This is a genomic window from Streptomyces coerulescens (genome assembly GCF_042657965.1).
Taxonomy (GTDB): Bacteria; Actinomycetota; Actinomycetes; order Streptomycetales; family Streptomycetaceae; genus Streptomyces; species Streptomyces coerulescens.
The window spans coordinates 30,970-52,357 of sequence record NZ_JBHSKM010000032.1 but is presented as its reverse complement, the minus strand read 5'-3'; the positions used below and the strand labels follow the sequence as shown (position 1 = coordinate 52,357).

The 21,388-nt window shown below is 67.5% G+C and carries 12 protein-coding genes and 4 pseudogenes; 7 read left to right on the top strand and 9 right to left on the bottom strand.

Annotated elements, in window-relative coordinates:
* Together ACFPQ9_RS34815 and ACFPQ9_RS34810 are read left to right on the top strand one after the other, a co-directional pair.
* Positions 1-518: pseudogene (locus ACFPQ9_RS34815) on the top strand (IS701 family transposase); the annotation flags it as partial.
* Positions 519-1,395: 877 nt separating this feature from the next.
* Complete coding sequence (locus ACFPQ9_RS34810) at positions 1,396-3,006, top strand: sigma-70 family RNA polymerase sigma factor (RefSeq protein WP_380862384.1); 1,611 nt, start codon at positions 1,396-1,398, stop codon at positions 3,004-3,006.
* A 10-nt stretch (positions 3,007-3,016) separates the two neighbouring features.
* Here ACFPQ9_RS34810 and ACFPQ9_RS34805 read toward each other — a convergent pair.
* The 4 genes and pseudogenes from ACFPQ9_RS34805 to ACFPQ9_RS34790 form a co-directional block, all read right to left on the bottom strand.
* Positions 3,017-3,139, bottom strand: a pseudogene (locus ACFPQ9_RS34805) (hypothetical protein); the annotation flags it as partial.
* Positions 3,140-3,475: 336 nt separating this feature from the next.
* Positions 3,476-4,009, bottom strand: a complete 534-nt coding sequence (locus ACFPQ9_RS34800) for a GNAT family N-acetyltransferase (protein WP_380862382.1) — start codon at positions 4,007-4,009, stop codon at positions 3,476-3,478.
* Complete coding sequence (locus ACFPQ9_RS34795) at positions 4,006-5,514, bottom strand: Gfo/Idh/MocA family protein (protein WP_380862380.1); 1,509 nt, start codon at positions 5,512-5,514, stop codon at positions 4,006-4,008. Before ACFPQ9_RS34795 ends, ACFPQ9_RS34800 begins: the two co-directional genes overlap by 4 nt.
* 346 nt (positions 5,515-5,860) lie before the next feature.
* A complete protein-coding gene (locus tag ACFPQ9_RS34790) occupies positions 5,861-6,109 on the bottom strand; it encodes a hypothetical protein (protein WP_380862378.1) in 249 nt (82 codons plus the stop codon).
* Here ACFPQ9_RS34790 and ACFPQ9_RS34785 point away from each other — a divergent pair.
* The 3 genes and pseudogenes from ACFPQ9_RS34785 (at position 6,008) to ACFPQ9_RS34765 (ending at position 11,032) form a co-directional block, all read left to right on the top strand.
* On the top strand, positions 6,008-6,406 hold the full coding sequence (locus ACFPQ9_RS34785) for an Ig domain-containing protein (RefSeq protein ID WP_380862390.1): 399 nt from the start codon (positions 6,008-6,010) through the stop codon (positions 6,404-6,406). The two genes, ACFPQ9_RS34790 and ACFPQ9_RS34785, sit on opposite strands and share 102 nt — an antisense overlap.
* A gap of 759 nt (positions 6,407-7,165) precedes the next feature.
* Positions 7,166-7,983, top strand: a pseudogene (locus ACFPQ9_RS34780) (IS630 family transposase); the annotation flags it as partial.
* Between the two features lie 241 nt (positions 7,984-8,224).
* Complete coding sequence (locus ACFPQ9_RS34765; RefSeq protein WP_380862374.1) at positions 8,225-11,032, top strand: SpoIIE family protein phosphatase; 2,808 nt, start codon at positions 8,225-8,227, stop codon at positions 11,030-11,032.
* 351 nt (positions 11,033-11,383) lie between these two features.
* Here ACFPQ9_RS34765 and ACFPQ9_RS34760 read toward each other — a convergent pair.
* Positions 11,384-12,102: pseudogene (locus ACFPQ9_RS34760) on the bottom strand (IS5 family transposase); the annotation flags it as partial.
* 104 nt (positions 12,103-12,206) lie between these two features.
* Positions 12,207-13,298, bottom strand: a complete 1,092-nt coding sequence (locus ACFPQ9_RS34755) for a Gfo/Idh/MocA family protein (RefSeq protein ID WP_380862372.1) — start codon at positions 13,296-13,298, stop codon at positions 12,207-12,209.
* A 105-nt stretch (positions 13,299-13,403) separates the two neighbouring features.
* On the opposite strand from ACFPQ9_RS34755, the gene ACFPQ9_RS34750 reads away from it, so the two are divergent.
* Entirely contained in the window at positions 13,404-14,573 is a 1,170-nt protein-coding gene (locus ACFPQ9_RS34750; protein ID WP_380862370.1) for an ROK family protein, read from the top strand.
* A gap of 100 nt (positions 14,574-14,673) precedes the next feature.
* Here the strand turns inward: ACFPQ9_RS34750 and ACFPQ9_RS34745 are convergent, their stop codons facing one another.
* The 3 genes from ACFPQ9_RS34745 to ACFPQ9_RS44720 all read right to left on the bottom strand — a co-directional run bounded on the left by ACFPQ9_RS34745 (position 14,674) and on the right by ACFPQ9_RS44720 (position 20,374).
* The gene (locus ACFPQ9_RS34745; protein WP_380862368.1) at positions 14,674-16,755 is read right to left on the bottom strand and encodes a ThuA domain-containing protein; all 2,082 of its coding nucleotides are present in this window, start codon (positions 16,753-16,755) and stop codon (positions 14,674-14,676) included.
* Positions 16,752-19,484 (bottom strand): PQQ-dependent sugar dehydrogenase, encoded by a 2,733-nt coding sequence (locus ACFPQ9_RS34740; RefSeq protein ID WP_380862366.1) that lies wholly within the window; start codon positions 19,482-19,484, stop codon positions 16,752-16,754. The genes ACFPQ9_RS34745 and ACFPQ9_RS34740 overlap by 4 nt, the downstream gene beginning before the upstream one ends.
* A gap of 182 nt (positions 19,485-19,666) precedes the next feature.
* On the bottom strand, positions 19,667-20,374 hold the full coding sequence (locus tag ACFPQ9_RS44720; protein WP_465269598.1) for a hypothetical protein: 708 nt from the start codon (positions 20,372-20,374) through the stop codon (positions 19,667-19,669).
* Positions 20,375-20,816: 442 nt separating this feature from the next.
* Between ACFPQ9_RS44720 and ACFPQ9_RS34735 the strand changes: the two genes are divergently transcribed.
* Positions 20,817-21,386, top strand: a complete 570-nt coding sequence (locus ACFPQ9_RS34735) for a helix-turn-helix domain-containing protein (RefSeq protein ID WP_380862364.1) — start codon at positions 20,817-20,819, stop codon at positions 21,384-21,386.
* Positions 21,387-21,388 lie beyond the last annotated feature (2 nt).

Here is a 21,388-nt window from a genome sequence, read left to right as displayed (position 1 = left end):
AGTCGCCCGCAGGGAGCTGGCGAATCGACCATGTCCTGACCGGCGCCCCGCCCGAGGCCTGGGAGCGAATCTCCTGCGGGGACGGAGCGAAGGGGCCGCGGGTCTACGACTGGGCCGCGGCCAAACTGCCCACCATCGAGGGCTCAGACCCTGCCCGCTACCGCTGGGTGCTGGCCCGCCGCAGCCTGGCCCGTCCTGAGGAGGTCGCCTACTACCTCGCCTTCGCCCCCGCGGAGGCGAACGTCTCCGAACTGGTCCGCGTCGCCGGCTCCAGATGGGCCATCGAGGAGTGCTTCCAGGCCGCGAAGAATGAATGCGGCCTGGACCAGTACGAAGTCCGCCGCTACGTCGACTGGTACCGCCACATCACCCTGGCCATGCTCGCGCACGCCTTCCTGGCCGCCATGACCGCCCATGCCCTCGAAAGGGGGGCCGAAGAAGCGGTTCAAGCGGCCTCGTTCCCCTCTCCGTGGCAGAAGTCCGGCGACTCCTGGACCTTGCCCGTCCCTCCGCGGCCCGGCATCACTCACCCGCGCACCGGCTCCACTGGTCCCGCTGGCGCCGACGCCACCAGGCCATCGCCCGCCACGGCCACTACCAGCGCCGCACGCACCCCGATCGGGTGAGTCACGAACCACCACCACCCTGACGGAGCGTCAGCTCACTAGACTCCCAAAAGGCCCCGTGACCAGGACAAATGGAGAAGTGCAACTGGAGTACTAGGTGCCGGAAGCCCGTTGTCGGATGGACCGCCACGCCCACGCTCGCGACTCGTTGCAGAGGCAGCGGGTCCCCTCCACAGCCATCGAATGGCTCTCGATTCCCAGCGCCCCCGCGAAGGCTCGCCAAGAGCGGACATCAGATGAATCACAGCCCGTGCTTTCTCATCTCTCCGAACATGCGATGAGCAGGCTCAATGGGTCTTGAGCTGTGAAAATAACAAACCCATAGTCATTAACAAGATACACATCGGATGACTCGCTACGACGCTGCATCCCTGCTCGTATGGTTGCACTCTACTTATTCATCTGCTGTATTAGTCCCCGGGTGGAGGGTCTCGCACGCCCGAATGACGACCGGAGACAGGACGTGAAGCTACTCCGACGTCGACGGCCCGTTCCCCCGCCTCTGGAGGGCTCGACCAGGTCAGGCAGGCCCTGCCCGAGGGATTGCTGCCGCCCGTCGCGGGGCTTCACACCTTCACCATCGACCGGAGCAACGATGCCCAGGTCGCCGCCATCAACGCCCGCTCGGTCCGCACGCCGGCTCCGCGAGCCGGGCCGTCGGTCGGGCAGCATCGCCGATATCACGGTTTGATAACTTGCCGGGACGGCCCGGCCATCCGACGCTCAGTCCCTGACATACCCGCACCCCGGCTGCCACAGGATGACCACCATGCACGACACCACATCCGGCCCCACCTTCGCGGTCGATGTCCCCAGCGACGCCGACCTCACCGATCGGCTCCGCAGCGGTCCGCCGCACCTCGCCGAGCGGGCGCTCAGCGAGCTCTACCGGCGCCACCACACCTCGGTGCTCGCCTACGCGCGCACCTGCACGCGGGATGTGTACACCGCGGAGGACCTGGCCTCGGAGGCGTTCGCCCGGACGTTGCGGGCCGTTCAGGGTGGGGCAGGGCCAAGGGACGCCTGGCGGCCGTACCTCTTGACCACGGTGCGTCGCGCCGCCGCCGATTGGGCCGCCACGGCCCGTCGTACGGAGTTGTCCGCCGACTTCGAGACCTGGCTGGCGGAGGCGCCGGTCGAGGCGAGCGGTGAGGACCTGGTGCTGCTGCACGAGGACTCCGACCTGGTGAGGCGGGCCTTTCGCCGCCTTCCGGAGCGCTGGCAGGGAGCGCTGTGGTACTCAGCAGTTGAGGGGGAACCGCCGAGCCGTATTGCTGTGTTGCTGGGGATCAGCGCCAGCGGCGTCACGTCGCTCACTGCCCGGGCCCGGGAAGGGCTGCGTGAGGCATACCTGACCGAGTACGCGATCGATGCGAAGGCGTCCGAGGAGTGCCGGTTCTTCACGGCCCAGCTGGCGGCAGCGATCCGTCACGACAGAAGCCGTCGCCAGCCGCGGGCCTTGAGACGGCACCTCGACGACTGCCCCCGATGTCGCCGCGCAGAGTGCCGGATACGCGAACTCAACAGCTCTCTGAGTGTCGTGCTCCCCGCCGGAGTGCTGCTCTGGGCGGGAGCGTCGTACGGCGGCGAGGCAGCGGGCGCGACGACGGCCGGCACCGCGTCAGCCATGACCGGAGGCGTCGGTCCGGCGGCCCCGCTCAAGGCCATCGGCATCGGAGCCACAGTGCTAACCCTCGCCCTTGGCGGTTACGCGTTCCTGCCCGACGGCGACGACTCCCCGGAACCACCGCAAGCCCTGACCTCCGACAGGCCCACCCCCCAGACCGAGGCCATCACGCCTACACCAACGCTCACACCCTCGCGCACGCCCACGCGGAGCGAGCCCGAGTCGTCACCGTCTTCCGCAGCGCCCACCCCTACGGCCGAGAACTCGTCGCAGCCGCCGTCCTGGCAGCCGGCTGCCGACGACCGAGCTCAACTGCCGATCGTGTCCACCGGCAAGTGCATGGACATCGCCACGACCGAGAGTGCCGAGCCGTACGAAGCAACGTGCAACGGAAGCCGCTCCCAGCAGTGGGAACTCCTCGTCGACCGCGCCGGCCAGGAGGTACGCATCCGTAACTACGCGAGCGGGATGTGCCTGGCCCACAGCGGTGAGTCGACGGACGGCGCCCCGGTCCGGCAGGAACGGACGGCCTGTGGGTCGACAACGACGACGGCGCGCTGGACGTACTTCGTCGTCGGCGACGGCGAGGTCAACTTCGCGCAGAAGAACAATCACCTGTACGTCCTCGGACTCGACGAATGGAACAAGACCGCGGACGGCCAGCCGCACGCCAGCGCCATCGGCACATCCGCGAACTACTACGCGTCGGCTTCGTTCCGTTTCCGCTACACCGGGGACGTGCTCGGCGGCTGACCGGGCCCCACCGCTGCTTGGTTCCTCCGTTGGAGTCCCAGATCACCAGTTGAGTACCGCTTGCCTTGTTGAACTTCGGCACGCCGAGGCAGCGGCCGGACTGGGCCACCAACGTCCCGTCGGGCTGCTGTGTCCACTGCTGGTTGCGACTGGTTCGTCGCCCTCAGTGCCGGATAGCAGCCGTTGGCGCGGTCGCCTGCTGGCCGTCGACCATCAGGCTTACCAGCGGAGCGGTGCCCTGACCGGTCGTGATGTAGTTCTGCCCGGTACGTCGGTCCACCAACGCGCTGACCTGGCCAGTCGAGTTGATGAGGCGGGTTGCGCGCTTACAGCAGTGAGCGTCGTGGCGCCCATCGCTGCGGCCGCGGCCGACGGGGCCAGCCGCGCCGGTCTGGTGACGTAGCCTTCCCGGCTGTATGAAGTGCTCCGATGGGTGGGTACGGGCCACCGGCACACGGTGGTGCCGGTCTCAGTGGTTGGGGTTGAGTTGGCCGTACAGCAGACAGCGGATGCCGGTGACCTCGACGTCGCGCAGGTAGCGGTGGCCGATCCGCTCGGCGACCCGGATCGACCCGGTGTTGTCCGGGTGGATGACCGAGAACAACTGCGGTGCGTCGAGGGCACTGAAGGCGTAGTCACGCCAAGCCGCGCCGAGTTCGGTGGCGTATCCGTGGCCCCAGGCGGCCTGCCCGAGGATCCAGCCGACCTCCAGGCCGGGCCAGCCCTCCGCGTTCCACAGCCCGCCCCGCCCGAGTATCCGCCCAGTCGCCTTCTCCACCACCGCCTCCTGGGTGTAGCCCCGCATCCGCTGGTGGCCGGCGAGGAGGGCGAGACTCTCCCACGCCTGCTCCCGGGTGAGCGGTGCTCCCGAGCCGAGAAAGCGGGTCACCGTCGGATCCGCCATGATCGCGGCGTACTCGTCCAGGTCCCCCTCGGTGAATGGCCTCAGCATCAGGCGCTCGGTCTCCAGGAACGGGCCGTCGACAGTCGTCCGCTCGCTCACAGGGTCACCACCCTTCCGCTGTGACGGGCACGCTCGGCGGCGAAGACGACCCGGTGGCCGGCCAGGCCTGCCTCGACGCCGGAGACAATCAGCTCGGGGCGGCCGCCGTGCAGGGCGTCGAGGAAGGCGTTGAACATCGCCGCATCCCCGCCGGCGTGACCTTCAGCGGCCGAGGAGCCATCCAGCGAGGTGTCGTGGACGGTGCGGGTCTCGGTGCGGAAATCGTAGATCTCGATGTGGCGGCAGTCGCCGGTCAGCTGGCCACGGGTGCCAAAGATCTTCGTGTGGCGGTTCTCCAGCGGAGTGAACGCGGTCAGCGTGAACGAGGCGGTCACCGCGTTGGCGAACTCCAGGTTCACCACCTGGTGATCCACAACGTCATTGGCAGCGTGATAGACGCAGCGCCCGTACCGCCCCTCCGCCAGTTCCGCGGTCACCGCCCCTTCGGTCAGCACGCCGGCGGTCATGACGTTCGCGAAGTACTGCTTGGTGCCGCCCTCACGCAGACCCGTGCGGTACAGCCGGGTCGCCGAGTAGGCACAGGTGTCCTGCAGCGGGCAGGTGAGGCACCGATCGGTGGCGCCGGCCGGCGCGGCCTCGGGCCGGAAGTGCGTCAGCGACCCGAACGAGGACACTCGCCGCACCTTGTCCCCGACTACATCGGCGATCCAGTCGAGGTCGTGGCAGGACTTCGCCAGGAGCAACGGGGCGGTCTCGTCCTCGCGGTGCCAGTTGCCCCGGACGAAGGAATGCGCGAAGTGGTAGTAGCCGATCGGTTCCAGGTGCTGCACCGAGACGATCTCGCCGATCGCTCCCTCGGCCAGCAGCTGCTTGAGCTTGACCGTGTAGGGCGTATAGCGCATGACGTGCGCCAACGCCAGAGCGGTGTTGTTGCGCCGCGCCGCGGCGGCGACGGCCTCACAGTCGGCCTCGGTGGTCGCCATCGGCTTCTCCAGCAGGATCTGGTAGCCGAGATCGGCCAGGCCGACCGCCGCGGCGACGTGATCGGCGTCCAGCACCGCGACCACCGCCACATCGGCCAAACGCGGCCGACCGAGCAAGTCACGCCAATCGGCGAAGCTCAGCGCTGATTCGACGCCGTGCCGGGCGACGAAGTCCTCGCGCACCCGTGCATGCGGCTCCGCCACCGCCACCACCTGTGCCACAGCTGGCCTTTTGGCAGCCAGTTCGGCGTAGGCCGTGCCACGGGCTCCGGCGCCAAGGATCGCCAACGTCAAGGGCCGGTTCAGAGGGCTGCTCAGATCGCCGGAGATGAAGTCGGCGACCCCGCCGTCGAGGATGGTGTTCAACAGGTGCTCCGATGCTTGTGGTTCGATTCGCTCGGACAGTGCGCCCGACGGGTCGCGGTGGAGTCGGGGCCGCGTCGGTGTGTCACTCCTGGCGGCGCCGCTGGTGAATTCTTTGACGAGGTGTCGGCAGCGAGGCGAGCAGCATGAAGGCGAATAGGTGTCCGTTACGAGTGGTGCGCGCCGGTGTTGCGACAACCGGTTGAATCCGCCCTTCCGACGCGGGCTTGGTCATCGCAATGCCCCTCAGGGGCTGGTGTCGCAACGACCGTTAGAACGCAAGCCGGAAGCGTGGGACCAGATCATGACTGTTAAAGCCAAGCAGATATTAGTCGGTTGGCTGCCTACTAGTCGATGGATGGCAGTGCACTCTCCGACGAGCGTGGCCGCATGCGTGACCCCGACGAGACGCACCCTCACGGGAGGAGGTGGCCGACGTGGCACCAGGAGGACGCCCGTCGGCCCTGGAACGGCCAGCAGGGCGTGTCCCGCCTGCGTCAACGTGCGCGGTGTGCCCTCGAAGGCGCGCGCCTGCGGCGTGACGTCACCACGAACGCTCCACCCGGAGCGACCAGCGCAGCGCCGCCGACCACGAGCGGTGTCCGGACGCCGCAGTCGGCGCCAGTGACGGCAAGATCAGGGCGTCGTCTGTGCCGGGGGCGACCTCCTCGCCGGAGCCGGCCGGCTCGGTCTGCTCGGCCTGGGGCTTCACCTGCTGACCGCCGGCGTTCACCACCGCCTCCCTGCCGGCGATGACGGCGGGCAGCCTGTACGAGACGCGGGTGACCACCATCACCCGCAGACCATCCGATACAGCGTCACCTCCGGTGCGCTGCCTGCGGGGCTGACGCTGAACCAGGACACCGGCGGAATCACCGGCATCCCCACTACCGGCGCCACCTTCTGTCGATCACCGGCTTGCCCTGGTGCATTAAGTAGCCCAGGGCCGCGTCGGACAGAAGCATGTTTTCCCCTTCGGGCGTCCCGCTGCCCGCGCCTTCTCAGTGGCACTACGGTTTCGGCCTTGAATCGCCCGCAGTTCCATCTGCGCGCCCCATGCCTCCGCGGTGAAGCGGTTCTCGTCGACTAGGTCATCGAGATCCCATGGGCCATCGTGGCCGAAGGTATGCGGCCGGGTCATCGAGTCGGTGGCGTCAGACACCTCTCAGTCATCGGCCCGGCCGATGATGTGGCCCCCGACGGACGCGGCGGCGGTGAGCACGTCCTCGCGTTGCATCTCCGGCGACGACGTGGCCAGCTTCATTCGCGACAGCCGTCGCACGCCGAGGAGGCACTTCCCGCATCCGTCATACCGCGCAAGGCATCTCCGTTTCGAGCACGGAACGTACGGAGATTTGGCGGCCGCACCCCGGACTGTCTTGCCCAAGCCAGAGAGCTCAGCCCAGGAAGCTGAGCCGAACCTGACGGTTGACGTTGTCCTTGTTGGTGTCCGCCAACGTCCGTTAGGACAACCCCAGCCTATCCGGATCGCAACGGGCACCAGGCGGCCGCACACCGCTCGGTCAGCGGCCACCAGGGCCGGCACGAGGTGCGGGAGATCGTCAACACGCTCCTCTGACAGGGTCGCACCGGCTGCCAGTGGGATCTGCTTCCGCGCGACCTGCTGCGTTGGCACATGCGCGAGAAAGCCTGGCGCAGGGCGAACCCGATCATGGTGGCGATCGACACCCAGAGCGTGCACGCGGCTGCCGGGGTTCCCGCGGAGTCGACGGGGCGTGATGCGACAAAATGGTACCGGGCCGCAAGCTCGGCCTGGCCGTTACTCAGGTTGAATCGGCGATGTCCGTGCTGTGGTGACGGGTCGTGATCCCTGCGGTACGACGTCCTCATGCGGTACGCACAAGGGGGCGGGCTGACGCCCGCGGAGCAGGAGAAGCGGGAGGCCGTGCGGTTGGAGGCGGCCAAGTGGTTCGAGGCCGGGGCGGGCACGGCACAGATTGCTGCGCAGCTGCGGGTGACGGACCGGTCGGTGCGCCGCTGGCGGGCAGCCTGGCGGCACGGAGGTATAGGGGCGCTGGGGTCGGCGGGGCCGATGGCGGTCGAGCGGTTGTCGTCGGCGCAGTGGCAGCGGCTGGAGGGCGAGTTGAAGCGGGGCCCGCTGGTGCACGGTTTCAACGATGAGGACCAGGGCTGGACACTCAAGAGCGTGATCGGGCGGCTGTTCCATGTCGGCTACACCGTCCAGGGGGTGTGGCGGCTGCTCAAGCGGCATGGCTGGAGCTGCCAGGTGCCGGTCCGGCGGGCGCTGGAACACGATGAGGCGGCGATCGAGGTGTGGAAGGCGGAGGTGTGGCCGCGGGTAAAAGTACCGCGCACGACCTGGGCGCCCACATCTGCTTCGCGGACGAGAGCGGCCAGTCGCTGATCCCGCCAAGGGGGCGCACCTGGGCGCCGCGCGGGTCCCGTCCAGTCGTGCGGGTGGCCGGCCGTCGCGGCGGGCGGGTGAACATCGCCGGCGCGGTGTGCTTCCGGCCCGGGCACCCTCCGCGGATGTTCTTCAAGCTGCACGTCCACCGCGGCCGCAGGGGTGAGCCGAAGACCTTCGCCTGGTGCGACTACCGGGACTTCATCCGCATGGTGCACCTGCAGCTCGGCACCCCCGTGGTGTGGGTCTGGGACAACTTGAGCGTGCACCTGCAGCAGGAGAAACCCGCGCCGCAGCCGGACCCTGAGAGCGTGCCCATCGGCGCGGGGAGCTCCCTCCAGGCCAGCGGGGACGCGTCACGCCCGGTTACCGGACGAACACGGTGTACGCCGGATTGTTGCCGGGCTTCACTTCTGTAGCGCAGCGCGATGTTGGCGGCGGGTTACATATATGGGCATATGATGATATCAACTGGCTCGGGAATCCCTGGGTTCGACCTTGGGGGCGGGAAGGCAGGCGCAGGTGACAGTTGAGTGGGACGATATTCGAGCACTGAATGTCGCGCATGATCGATTCCTGGGCGGCCTCCCGGTGGCCGTCGGGTGCCGCGGGCCGGTGCTGCGATCGTGGCGGCGTTGCCACTCCCAGGGGGTCAAGGCCGATCATGTCGAGGTCCTCTACCACGCGGATCTGGACTTCAGGGGTCGGCTCGGCCAGCTGGCCGAGCCGGTCCTGGATGATCTCGAGGCGAAGATCGCAGGCATCAAGACGTCCGCTCTCCTGTGCGACGAACAGGTTCGCGTGCTGGCGCGGCGCGTAGGCGAACCGTCACTCAACGCCTATTGCGACTCCATCCAGCTCGCACCCGGCTTCGGCTTCCCGGAGCCGATCGTCGGCACGAACGGGATGGGCACCGCGCTTGCCAGCAGACGCCGGGAGTTCATCTGCGGCCGTGAGCACTTCGCCGACATCATGCAGTCGTTCGCGTGCGCTGCCGCGCCGATCCGCGACCCGCTCAGCGGCAGGATTCTCGGCGCACTGGACCTGACCTGTGAACATGATGACGCCCACATCAACATGCTGAAGCTGGTCGACGCGACGGCGAAGACTATCGAGCAGCGGCTGCTCGACCAGATTCGAGGCCGTGACCGTGCCTTGCTGTACGAATTTCACCGGGCACGCCGCAGGGCGGGCGTTTCCGCAGCGAGCTGGTTCGAGCGTCCGGTCTCCGCCTGGTTGCTTCCCGAAGACCGGTTGGAGCCCGGCGACCGCATTGTCCTCCTGCAGTCCGCAGCGGAGATGATCTCCGCGGGACGTACATGCCTGACCGTCGTACGGCTCCGCCACGGTCGCACGGCCACCTTGTTCTGCCGTCCGGTGGACGGCGCCGACGGCCCGGCCGGGTTCGCGATCGAGGCCGTGCTGCCCGACGGTGCACTGCGCTGCCTGGACACGACGGAGACGAGAGCCGCCGAGACGACCATCGGGCCGGGTCATGGTTCCGGATCGGACCAGGAACTCGCGGTGCTGCTGCCGCGGTCTTCGGCAACCACCCACAGGGTGTCGCCCTCGCCGCCGGCTCCGTCCTCGTCGTGGCTGGTTGCGATCGGGGATCCGGGCGTGGGACGGCTGGCCTTGCTGTCTCGGCAGCGTCTGTCCTTGCTGAGTGAGGCCGGGAGCCTCGGATCCAGCCTCGACGTGACGCGCACGGCTCAAGATCTGACCGAGGTGGCGGTCCCGAAACTCGCCGACTTTGCGGCCGTGGACATCCCGGACCCCGTGCTCTGCGGAGAGGAGCCACCAGGTCTCGGAGAACCTCTCCGCCGCGTCGCGCTCAGCGGAATTCGGCCCTCCTCTCACCTGTACGAGGTGGGTGATCTGGTTCAGTACGCCGAGTCCACTCCGCAGGCGATCAGCCTGGCGGCGGAGGAGTCGGTCCTTGAGTCGGATCTCAACACTGCGTTCGGGTGGATCGCGCAAGATCCGGTCCGCACCGAGCGGATTCGCGAGGAAGGCATTCACTCACTCATCGCGGTACCACTGCGCGCCCGTGGTGTTGTCCTGGGCGTCGTGGTCCTCTACCGGTCCAAGCGAGCTGGTCGGTTCGAAGAGGACGATCTGCTGCTCGCCGAGGAACTCGTCAGTCGCGCAGCCGTGAGCATCGACAACGCTCGACGCTACACCCGCGAGCACGCCACCGCCCTGGCCTTGCAGACGAGTCTGCTGCCTCACGACCTGCCCGATCAGAACGCCGTCGAGGCCGCACACCGCTATGTGCCCGCCCTCGGCGGTGCCAGCGGCGACTGGTTCGACGTGATCTCGCTCTCGGGCGCCCGGGTGGCGCTCGTCGTGGGGGACGTGGTCGGTCGCGGAGTACAGGCCTCCGCCACCATGGGGCGACTTTGCACGGCAGTACGAAACTTCTCCGATCTTGACCTGCCGGTCGAGGAGGTCCTGGCTCATCTCGATGACCTGGTTGAACGCCTCGACCGCGACCAGCAGGCGCGTACACCGGCCGGGAACATGATCGCGGGCGCCACCTGCCTGTATGCCGTCTATGATCCGGTTTCGCGGTGTCTCACTCTCGCCAGCGCCGGCCACCCGGTGCCCGTACTGATACGGCCGGACGGCCGTGTCGCCGTCCCGGACATACCGACCGGCCCGCCACTCGGCCTGGGCGGACAACCATTCGAGACCGTCGAGATCGAACTCGACGAGGGCAGCGATCTGGTGCTTTTCACGAACGGCCTGCTCCGCGGCGATTCGCAGGACCCCGATGTCGTGCTCGCCGCGGTACGCAATGCGCTCACCCGCTCTGCGGGCACCCCGGAGGAGAAGTGCGACATCCTGCTCGAAGCCCTGGTCCCGGCCAAGCCGCAGGACGATGTCGCACTGCTCGTTGCGCGCACCCGCTCGCTCGACGGCGGAAAAAATGTGGCGCAGTGGAACCTGCCTGCTGACCCGGCAGCCGTCTCCGGCCTCCGCTCCGCGGTCGCCCAACAACTGGCCGAGTGGGGGCTGGAGGAGCTGACGTTCTCCACCGAACTGATCATCAGCGAGCTGGCCACCAATGCCATTCGCTACGGCGGGCCCCCCATTCACGTGCGACTGCTTCGCAGCCTCTCTCTGATCTGTGAGGTCACCGACGGCAGCAGCACCTCGCCGAGACTGCGCCGCGCCTCCAATACGGATGAAGGCGGACGCGGTTTGTTCCTGGTCGCTCGGCTCGCTCACCGCTGGGGCACGCGCTACATCCAGGAAGGCAAGGTCATCTGGGCGGAGCAGCCCTTCCCGGACACCGAACACGCCGGTCGATTCCCACAGCCGTAGATCGGCAGGTAGCCCGGGCGGTCGTCCACCGCAGCGGTGTTCACGGCGACTGCCTCTCTGTTGGGTCGTTGATCGAGCTGCGGGTGAGCGTGGGGTTCGCTCGTTCGGGGTGACGTTGATATCAACACGGGTGGTTTGTCCATAGATGAGTCGGCCGCCGGCCCTGCCGCTCGGCCGGGGTCAGGCGCCCGCTGACGTGGCAGGAGATGGCCGCATGCTCCGGTCCGGACCCGATGCCCGCGAAGATCGAGCGGTGTGACGGTCGAAGGCGAAGCGGCTGACCAGCGCGCGGGGGCCGGCCGAGTCGGCGCCGGGACGGTTCATGCTCGCGAAGGCCGTGGTCGTGCCCGCGGCGGAGTGGCCAGCGGCGTTCGCTTCCCAAACGGTGGGTGATCGAGCGGACCTTGTGCGCTCGACGACGTAACGGAAGATGCCCAGGCCGGTGCCGTGTGGCTGGCCTCGCTCCGCGATCACGGGGCGGATCCCGCGCTGCCAGAGCAGGCGGCGGTACTTGTCGTGGTCGCAGCCGCGATCGGCCAGCAGTTCGTCCGGCCGTAGGCGGGGTCTGCCGACCCTGCCCGCGACGGCCGGGATCTTGTCGAGCAGTGGCAGGAGTTGAGTGACGTCGTTGCGGTTGCCGCCGGTCAACGACACCGCGAGCGGGATGCCCTGCCCGCCTACGATGAGGTGGTGTCTGCTGCCCGGCCGTGTGCGATCGACCGGGCAGGGACCGCTTTGGGGCCCCGCCGAGCCGCTCTGACGTGGAAAGAGTCGATCACCGCCCGGGACCAGTCCAGCTGGTTCTTCGACTGCAGCTTTTCCAGCCGTACGACATGGAGTTGGTCCCAGACGCTGGCCTCGTTCCAGGCGGCCAGCCCCCGCCAGCCGGTCATGCCCGAGCCGAAGCCCAGCTCCTGGAGAAGGTACACCCACTGGATACCGGTATGCAGGAGGAACAGGATCCCGCACAGAGCCTGTCGGTCCGGCACTCGAGGTCTGCCCTCGACGAGCTTCGGTGCCGGCTCGGGCCGCAACGGCTCGATCAGCGACCACAGTTCATCCGACACGATCCACGGTCCCGGAACCGGTGTACCTCATGCCGGAGCCGCCAAGGAGTAGCCCGCAGCATCCCTCTGGAGCGCCTACGGCGAGTACTTCTGGTCGGTGCTGGCGTTCAACAGGTCACCCAGCCGCCCTCTCGCACCGACTGGAGGGCGGCGTCGGTGAGACGGGCGGCGCGTGCACCGTCGTCGAATGTAGGCAGGCCCTCCCGGTGCTCGCCACGGATCGTGGCGTAGGCGTCGGCGACGAAGGCGTCGAAGCAGTCGTGGAAGCCCTGCGGGTGTCCGGCCGGGAGGGGTGAGTAGGGCGCGGCCGCCTCGGCGAGCGCTATCGGGTCGCGGACCAGCAACTGGGATCCTTCGCGCCCGCCGAGCCAGAGCCGCTCCGGGTTCTCCTGATCGAAGGCGAGGCTCCCCGTGGCGGCGGAGATCTCGACGAACAGACGGTTCTTTCTACCGGGGGCGACCTGACTGACGGAGACCGAGCCCAGGGCTCCGGCGGCGGTGGCGAACTGCACGGTCGCGAGATCCTCGGTCAGGACGTGTCCGCTCTGCACTCGGTCGGTGACCACGACGGAGGTCTGCGCACACAGCTTGGTGATACGGTCCCCCGTCACGAACTCAACCAGGTCGAACCAGTGGGACCCAATGTCCCCGATCGTCCGGCCCGGCCCGCCCTTGTTGGGATCCACACGCCAGTTGTCGTCGGTCGCTTTCAGCAGCCAGTCCTGAAGGTAACTGCCCTGGATCAAACTGACACGGCCCAGATCGGCCAAGCGGGCACGAGCCTCGCGCACCATCGCGTGGAAGCGGTACGCAAAGGGAACAGCGGCAACCAAACCGGCCTCGCGCGCCCGCTCGGCCATCAGTACGGCCGTCGGCGCGTCGGTGGCCAGCGGCTTCTCACAGATCACGGCGAGCCCGGCCTCCATCGCCTTGAGTGCGAGCGGGGCGTGCAGGTGGTTGGGCGTACAGATGTGCACCACGTCGACGAGTCCGGACTCGATGAGTTCATCGGCCGACCCGAAGGCGAGTTCGGCACCGAAGCGCCGACCCGCCTCGAACGCCGCCTCCTCGTTCACGTCCGCCACCGCGATGAGCCGCGCCCCGGCGTGACGGGTGGCTCGGGCATGAATTCGAGCGATGAATCCTGTTCCGATGATGCCAGCCTTAACTTCCAATGATTCACGTCGTATCTCAATCATGACCGAGACGCTAGAAGCGACTTATGTTCACTGTCAAGCGAAAGTACTACCCTGGATATGCTTTACCCATCGACGACCAGCGTCACGACATGAGGAGATGCGGAGTTGACCATCGAAGCGGCAGGTGCAGGGGCCCTTCTCGCCATTCTGCGTACCGGACAGGCACGGACCCGCACCGAACTGATGCAGCTCACCGGTCTCGCCAGGTCCACAGTGACCCAGCGGCTCGATGCCCTCCTCGACCAGGACTGGATCGTGCCGACGGGCGACGCGATCTCCTCGGGCGGCAGACCGGCTGTGTCGTTCGCCTTCAACGCCAAGGCGAGGATCGTGCTCGCCGCCGACCTGGGCGCCACGCACGCACGGCTCGCCGTGACCGATCTGACCACCCACGTGCTGGCCGAGCGCAGCCGGGACAGGGACATCACCGAGGGCCCGGAGCAGGTACTCGACTGGCTGGTCCAGGAATTCGAGAGTCTCCTGACGGAGGCCGGGCATACCCTCGCCGACGTCTGCGGGGTCGGTATCGGCCTGCCCGGACCGGTCGAGCACTCGACGGGGCACCCCGTGAACCCGCCGATCATGCCCGGCTGGGACGGCTTCGACGTGCCGGGCTGGCTCGAACCACGGCTCGGCGCCCCGGTGCTGGTTGACAACGACGTCAACATCATGGCGCTCGGCGAACACTGGGCGGTCAGCCCTGAGGTCGAGCACCTCCTCTTCGTGAAGATCGGCACTGGTATCGGCTGCGGCATCATCACCGAGCGTCGCCTCCATCGCGGTGCCCAGGGAGCCGCGGGCGACATCGGCCATATTCAGGTCACCAGCGCCCCCGACCGGATCTGCCGCTGCGGCAACATCGGCTGCCTGGAAGCCGTGGCCGGCGGCGCGGCGATCGCCGATCAACTGCGCGCTCTCGGCGAGGACACGGCGGACGGCCGCGACGTGGTCGCACTCGTCCGGGCGGGGAATCCCGGAGCGATCCAGATGATCCGCCAGGCGGGCCGGGACATCGGTGATGTGCTTGCATCGCTGGTGAACTTCTTCAACCCCAGCACGATCGTCATCGGCGGTGACCTGTCCGACGCCGGTGAGCATCTCCTGGCCGGCGTCCGTGAACTCATCTACAGCCGCTCCCTCCCGCTCGCGACCCAGCATCTGACCATCCGCGTCCGCCAGTTCGGAGACCGTGCCGGAGTCATCGGCGCATCCGTCATGGTCATAGAGCACGTGCTCAGTCCGACCGCGGTCGACCGCTCGGTCGCAGCCGACTGACGGTGCCGACAACCGCCCGGCAGGATCGACGCGCCGACAGCCGACGTTGCTGGCCCCGCCCATATACGGCGGGGCCAGAAACGGCGACGTCATCGGTCTGTCAGGAGCTCCGCTCCCACTTCTGGTTGGCACTACCCCAGCAACTCCACAGCTGCACCTTCGTACCGGACACCGCGAGGCCGTCCTTGACGTCCAGGCACTTGCCGGAGCTCGGATTCACCAGCGTGCCATCGGCTCGGTGCACCCAATTCTGGGCGCCGGTGTTGTTGCAGCGGTAGAGCTGGATCTTCGCTCCATTCTCGGTAGAGGCTCCGCTCACGTCCAGACACTTGTCCAGCGCCCGCAGGGTCTGCTCGGATCTGGTCCAGGTCTGTGCGGCAGCGTCGGTGCAGGTGTGCACCTGCACCTGGGTACCGTCAGCGGAGTTGCCGCCCTGTACATCCAGGCACAGCCCGCCCAGCCCCACGACCGGACCGGCCTCGGGCTCGGCCTTGGTGAAGGTGAAGTCGTCGACGTCGAACAGGCCGGACCCGCTTCCCGCGAAGGTCAGGAACACGTCCGCCGTGCCCTCAGGAACACCCGACAGGCTCGTCGACACGTCCCGGAACGTCGACCAGCCGCCCGTGTTCGGCACGGCGACCGACCCCAGGATCGGACCGGTCGGAGAACCTGTCCGCACCTGGAGAGTGCCGCCTGGGCCACCGGAGACCACCCGGGCACGCAGGCCGGTCGCCCCGTTCAGCGCGAGCCCGTCGTACCGCGCCCAGTCCCCCGGATCTATGTGGCCCAGGGTCTGCCCGCCGTTCGCCCCCGCCTTGGTAAAGGCGGACACTCCGTCGGCGGACGAGTACGCCTCGGCCTGCACCGCACTCGCGCCGCTCAGTTCCTTGATCCGGATGTTGCGGAACGAGACGTCATCACCGGTCCCGTGGTTCTGGATGCCGATGTGGCCGGCCAAAGAGCGGGCCGGGTCGGTGTTCGTGAAGTCGTTGATCTTCGTGCCGTTCAGGAACACCTGGAGGCGCTCGCCTTCGACGAGCAGTTCGAAGGTGTTCCACTCACCAGGCGGGTTGAGTGCGGCGTCACGGGCCGCGGTGTCGGCGCCCTGGAAGGAGTAGACCGCCCCAGTCGTCTTGTTCGAGGCGTCAGTGGCGTCGATCTGGACCTCGTAGCCGTTGTCGACGGCCGACGTCCAGTCGTCAGACGGCGGGAAGCCCAGGAAGACGCCGGAGTTGTCGTCGCCGTCCATCATCCAGTCCAGCTTGAGCGAGTACGAGGAGTACTGCTTGCCGGTGTACCACAGCAGCCCCGTGCCGCCTTGCGATTTCAGCGTGGCGTCCGAGTTGCTGAAGCTCCCAGGACCGGCTTGGGACCAGCCGGCGGTCGATCCGTCGTACAGCGGTGTGTACCCGGTTTCGGGGCGGCAGTCGGCGCTGGTGTCGCCTGCCGCGTACCGGATACCGCCCAGCAGCATCTTCCGGAACGAGGCGTCGGCCCACGTCTCCTTCGTGTGGCCGAAGCCCGTGTACCAGGACCGTCCACTACTGATGGTCTTGCACCAGGTGATCGGGTGGTCGCCCATGGGGGCACCGGGCGAGTAGCTCGACTCGTCGAGCGAGGCGAGCACATGCGCGTTGGAACGCGGGTTGCTCTGGTAGTCGTACCACTCGTCGGTGCGGGTCCAGGGGGCCGAGGCCAGGTGGGCGGTGCTGGAGTGCGCCCGGTCCTCGATGTCGACCTTGGCCTGCTGTATGGCGGGGTGCGTCTTGAAGTAGGCGCCGACGAGCTTGCCGTAGAAGGGCCAGCCGTACTCGGTGTCGGCAGCCGCATGCGTCCCGACGAATCCACCGCCGGCTTCGATGTAGCCCTCGAACGCCGACTGCTGGGCGTCATTGAGCACATCGCCGGTGGTGTTGAGGAAGACGACCGCTTCGTAGGGAGCCAGCCCGCTCGCCGTGAAAGTGGACGCGTCCTCGGTGGCAGTGACGTTGAAGCCGTTCGCGGACCCGAGGTCCTTGACCGCCTGGACGCCGTTCGCGATGGAGTCGTGGCGGAACCCGGCAATCTTGCTGAAGACCAGGACATCGAACTCGTCCGCCGCGGCGGCATGTGGCGCGGCACTTACGCCGGCCAGGGTGGTGAGCAGGACCGCCGATGCGCTCAGGAAGGCTCGGTACCTCATGTCAGGACCTTCCACTTCTGGTTCGCGCCACCCCAGCAGCTCCAGAGCTGCGTGCGGCGGCCGTTGTCGGTCTGGGCGCCCTCGACGTCAAGGCACTTGCCGGAGTTGGGGTTGAACAACGAGCCATCCGCCCGCGGCACCCAGTTCTGCGCGCCCGTGTCGTTGCATTGGTAGAGCTGGATCTTCGCGCCGTTCTGGGTGGAGGCGCCGCTCACGTCCAGGCACTTGCCCAGCGCACGCAGCGTCTGGCCCTGACGCTGCCAGGTCTGCGCCCCGGTCTTGGTGCAGTCGTAGATCTGCACCTCAGCGCCGTCCGCGGACGAACCGCCCTCGACATCCAGGCACTTGCCGCCCAGACCGACGACCGGCCCCGCGGTCGTGAAGCTGAAGGAGTCGACGTCGAACAGCTTGCCGGAGCCACCGGAGAAGGTCAGGTACAGGGTGGTCGTCTCCGCGGCTGCGCCCGAGACGTTGCCGGACACCGTGGTGAACGTCTCCCAGCTCCCCGTGCTCTTGACGGCGGCCGAGCCCAGGACGGGCCCGGTGGGCGAGCCGGCGCGGATCTGCAGGGTGCCGCCGACGCCGCCGGAGGAGACCCTGGCCGTGAACGACTCCACCTTCTCCAGCCGGTAGGGCTTGAAGGAGATCCAGTCGCCGTTGTCGATGTCCCCGACGGTCTGCCCGCCTTCAGCGGCCGTCTTGTCGTACGCCCTGATGCCCGAGGAGTCGTCGTAGTGCTCGGCCTGCCGCTTGCGCAGCTGGGTGGTGACCCGCTGGCCGCCTCCGAGACCCTTCGTGTCGGTGTACGTGGCGTCGAAGACCGGGAAGAGTCTGGCCGCGTCACCCTCGTTGGAGTCCTCCGCAGTGATCCAGCCAGAGCAGCCGTTGACCGTGCTGAGCTGGTGGGTGTGCGTGTTCGGAGGGGTGTCGTGCCGGACAGCGTTGTTCATCGACGCCCGGTCGCAGTCAGGTGAGGATCCGTCCTCGGCGTCAGTCGCGGTGGACTGGAACGGTATGACGTCACCGAAGGAGATCAGCTGGCCGTCCGCGGGCTGGCTGACCGTGACGGTCGGCGGGGTGTTCCCGACCCCGATAACCACATCGTCCGAAGCGGTGGTGCCCTTGGAATCACGGACGGTCAGTGTCGCCTTGTAGGTGCCGTTGGCCGTGTAGGTGTGCGACGGGTTGGCCTCGGTCGAGGTCGCTCCGTCACCGAACGTCCACGAGTAGGTGATCGGGTCGCCGTCCACGTCCTTCGAACCGGCCGATGAGAAGTTCACCGCCAGCGGAGCGTGCCCGTAGGTCGGATCCGACGCCGCCTCGGCCACCGGGGCGTGGTTGCCTCCCTCTCCGACATAGTCGTACCTCAGGAGCCTGGAGTTCTCGTTCAGCTGGAAGGTCCCGCCGGTTCCATAGTCCAGGACGTACAGGGCACCGTCCGGGCCGAACTCAACGTCCATGACCTGGTTGACGTTGTCGTTGGGGCTGTCCTTGAAGGAGAGGATCTCGCCGACGCCGCCGGTGGAGGTCAGCTGAACGGCCTTGATCCAGCCTCGGGAGAACTCTCCGGCGAAGAAGTGCGCGTCGAGCGACCGCGGGAACTTGGTGGTCGACGGGTTGTCCGCGTCATAGCGGTACACCGGCCCGGCCATCGGCGCCTCCCCTCCGCTGCCGAACTCCTTCGGGCTGCCGGCGTCACCGCCGTAGCGGATCCAGGACGGCTTGGCCGGCGGGAGCTTAGCCAGTCCGGTGTTGTTCGGCGAGTTGTTCGTGGGCCCGTTCGCGCAGTCGAACTTCGGGCCGGTCGAGTTGGTCGCGAAATTCCACTCGTTGTAGGTCTCGGCCAACGTGTTGGTGCCCGTGCAGTACGGCCAGCCGTAGTTGCCGGGCTCGGTGACCCGGTTGAACTCGACCTGCCCACCCGGCCCTCGGTTGGGGTCAGTGCCGCCCGCGTCCGGACCGTAGTCACCGACGTAGATCGCACCAGTCTGCTTGTCGATGTTCATCCGGTAGGGATTACGGAACCCCATCGCGTAGATCTCCGGCCTCGTCTTGGCCGTGCCCGGGGCGAACAGGTTGCCCTCCGGGATGGAGTAGCTGCCGTCGGCGTTGACCTTGATCCGAAGGATCTTGCCACGCAGGTCGTTGGTGTTCGCCGACGTACGCTGAGCGTCGTAGGCCTGCTGGCCCGAACGTTCGTCGATCGGCGCGTACCCGGTGTTGAACGGGTTGGTGTCGTCGCCGGTGGACAGGTAGAGGTTGCCGTCCTTGTCGAAGTCGATGTCACCACCCACGTGGCAGCAGATGCCCCGGGTCGCCGCGACGTCGAGGATCTTCTTCTCGCTGGCCATGTCGAGTGTGTAGTCCGACTTCAGCGTGAACATCGAAAGACGGTTCACGTTCTCCGAAGCGGGCGCGTAGAAGAGGTAGATCCGGCGGTTCGAGGTGAAGTCGGGGTCTATGCCGACTCCCTGGAGTCCCTCCTCGTCGTTCGTGTAGACGGACAGCGACCCGATCACGGTCGTGTTGCCGTCCTTGTCAGTGCGCCGCAGCTTGCCCTCGCGCGCGGTGTGCAGCACCGACCGGTCAGGCAGCACCTCCATCGCGATGGGCTCACCCAGCTCGCCGCCACCCTTCGCAAGGGTGACCTCGGAGAATTCCTCGGGGACGATTTCGTGTGCAACTGCCGGGCTGGACAGGCCAGCGACTGCGGTGATCGAGGCGGCCATCAATGCCAACGCTGTGGCCGCGCTCCAGGGGCTTGGTCTTCGAGACACGAAGATGCCTTTCGACGGTCGACGCGTACGCCGACCGCGTCGAGAGGCTGAAAAGCCATCCCATCGGCGTGCCACGCGCCGAACATCTGGGACGCCGACACAGTGACAGCACGAAGTTCTGATCGTCAATACGCTTACATAAGATTAATATGAGCGATCTTTTGCTTGACATTCGTCATAAGTCGGCTCGATGATGGCCATACCTGAGAAGCAGTCCTGTTCTCACGGTTACCGGTGAGGCCAGCCATCCACCGGAACGCCGCTCCAGGCCGCTTCACCCGAGCCGTATCGGTCCTTCTGGCACGCCGAGCCGTGGACCCCACGGATGCCGCATCACGGGTGAAGCGCCTGTTGCGGGGCGTATGTCCGGGGTCTGCGAAGCAGGGTGGGCCATCTGGACACCTATTGAAGGTGAGGGCTGCCACTGCTGCTGTGGAGATGGTCCAGTGCTCCAGGCCGCCGCCACAGCCCAGCTGCCCGTGGCTGCCCGTAGAGGTCCAACCCGGGGTGGCCTCAGCAGTTCGTGGCACCGGCCCCGCTGACAGCGGCAGCGCTCCTACAGGCGGGCGATGGTGCGGCGGACTGGTAGCCGGCAACAGAGTCGATGAGGGGCCGTGGCCTCCGGACGGACCACCACCGAGGTTGGGGTGATGGTTGTGAGACCTCTGCGCTGGGCGACGGTCTGCCAGGTGGCGCCGTCGTCGGAGGTCTGGATGTCGTAGTCCTTGCCGTAGGCGGTCTCCCGGTTCAGCCGGACGCTGACGGAACTCCCGGCTGCTGCCGAGGTCGACCTGAAGCCAATGGTCGTTGGAGCAGGCGCTCGACCAGCGAGTGCCGGCGATTCCGTCGATCGCGACGGTCGACGTCCGGGCAAGGCAGGCGCTGCAGTTGCTCCCGGCGGCATACCGGACACACCTTCAGGGCGCAGGCGTCGAAGCTCTTCTCGATCAGACCGTGGACCTGGAGTTCGGTGCAGTCGGCACTGGAAGGGTCAACACACGGATGGCATGGCGCCCAGCAGGTTCGGGTCCTGCGTCGGGAGATTCTGGTCACCACCGAAGATGTTCGGCTCTCGGTTCGGGAAGATTCTGTCGTATCCAGCCCCGCCGCCCTTGCAGCTACAGCTGCCCCTGGCATTGGCCCGCTTGCCGAGCGAGAGCGCGTAAGGCGCGTCCAGCAAGACCCGGCGTGCGGACAGTTGTTCCTAGTGCTGGGTTCCTCTTTCGCTGGGTATATGCCCTGGTGGCGGGGTAGTTGAGGGTGCTCGGGGGCGGGTGCTGGACGATGGTGTTATGGGCACGACCGGGGCGTGACGAGGACGAACGGGCCGTCGTTCGCCGATTGTCGCGGGCACAGAAGGCTCCGCGGGATGCGGTGATGCGGGCCCGGATGATCGAGCTGAGCTGGTCGGGGCTGCGGGTGCCGGCGATCGCAGTGGAACTGGACTGCAGCCAGAAAACGGTCCGGTGCTGGCTGCACCGCTTCAACCACTCGGGCCTGCAAGGGCTGGATGATCTGGGCGGGCAGAGCCGCAAGCGACGGATCACCGAGGAAGAACGCTCCAGGATCATCGCCCTGGTCAAGACCGTCCCGCCGGGGCGGCTGCGGTGGGAGCCGGTCGGGGAACTGTGGGCGTTCGACGCGTCCGGGCCGCCCGAGTGGACGCTGGATTCGCTGGCCGCGGCAGCGCGGGCCGAGGGGATCGAGGTGGGCCGCTCTCAGGTCCGCCGCATCCTGCTCGCCGAGGGCGTGCGCTGGCGCCGCACCCGGACCTGGACGCGTTCGAAGGACCCGGACTTCGTCCCAAAAGGACACGGATCATCAGCCTCTACACCCACCCGCCCGACGATGTGACG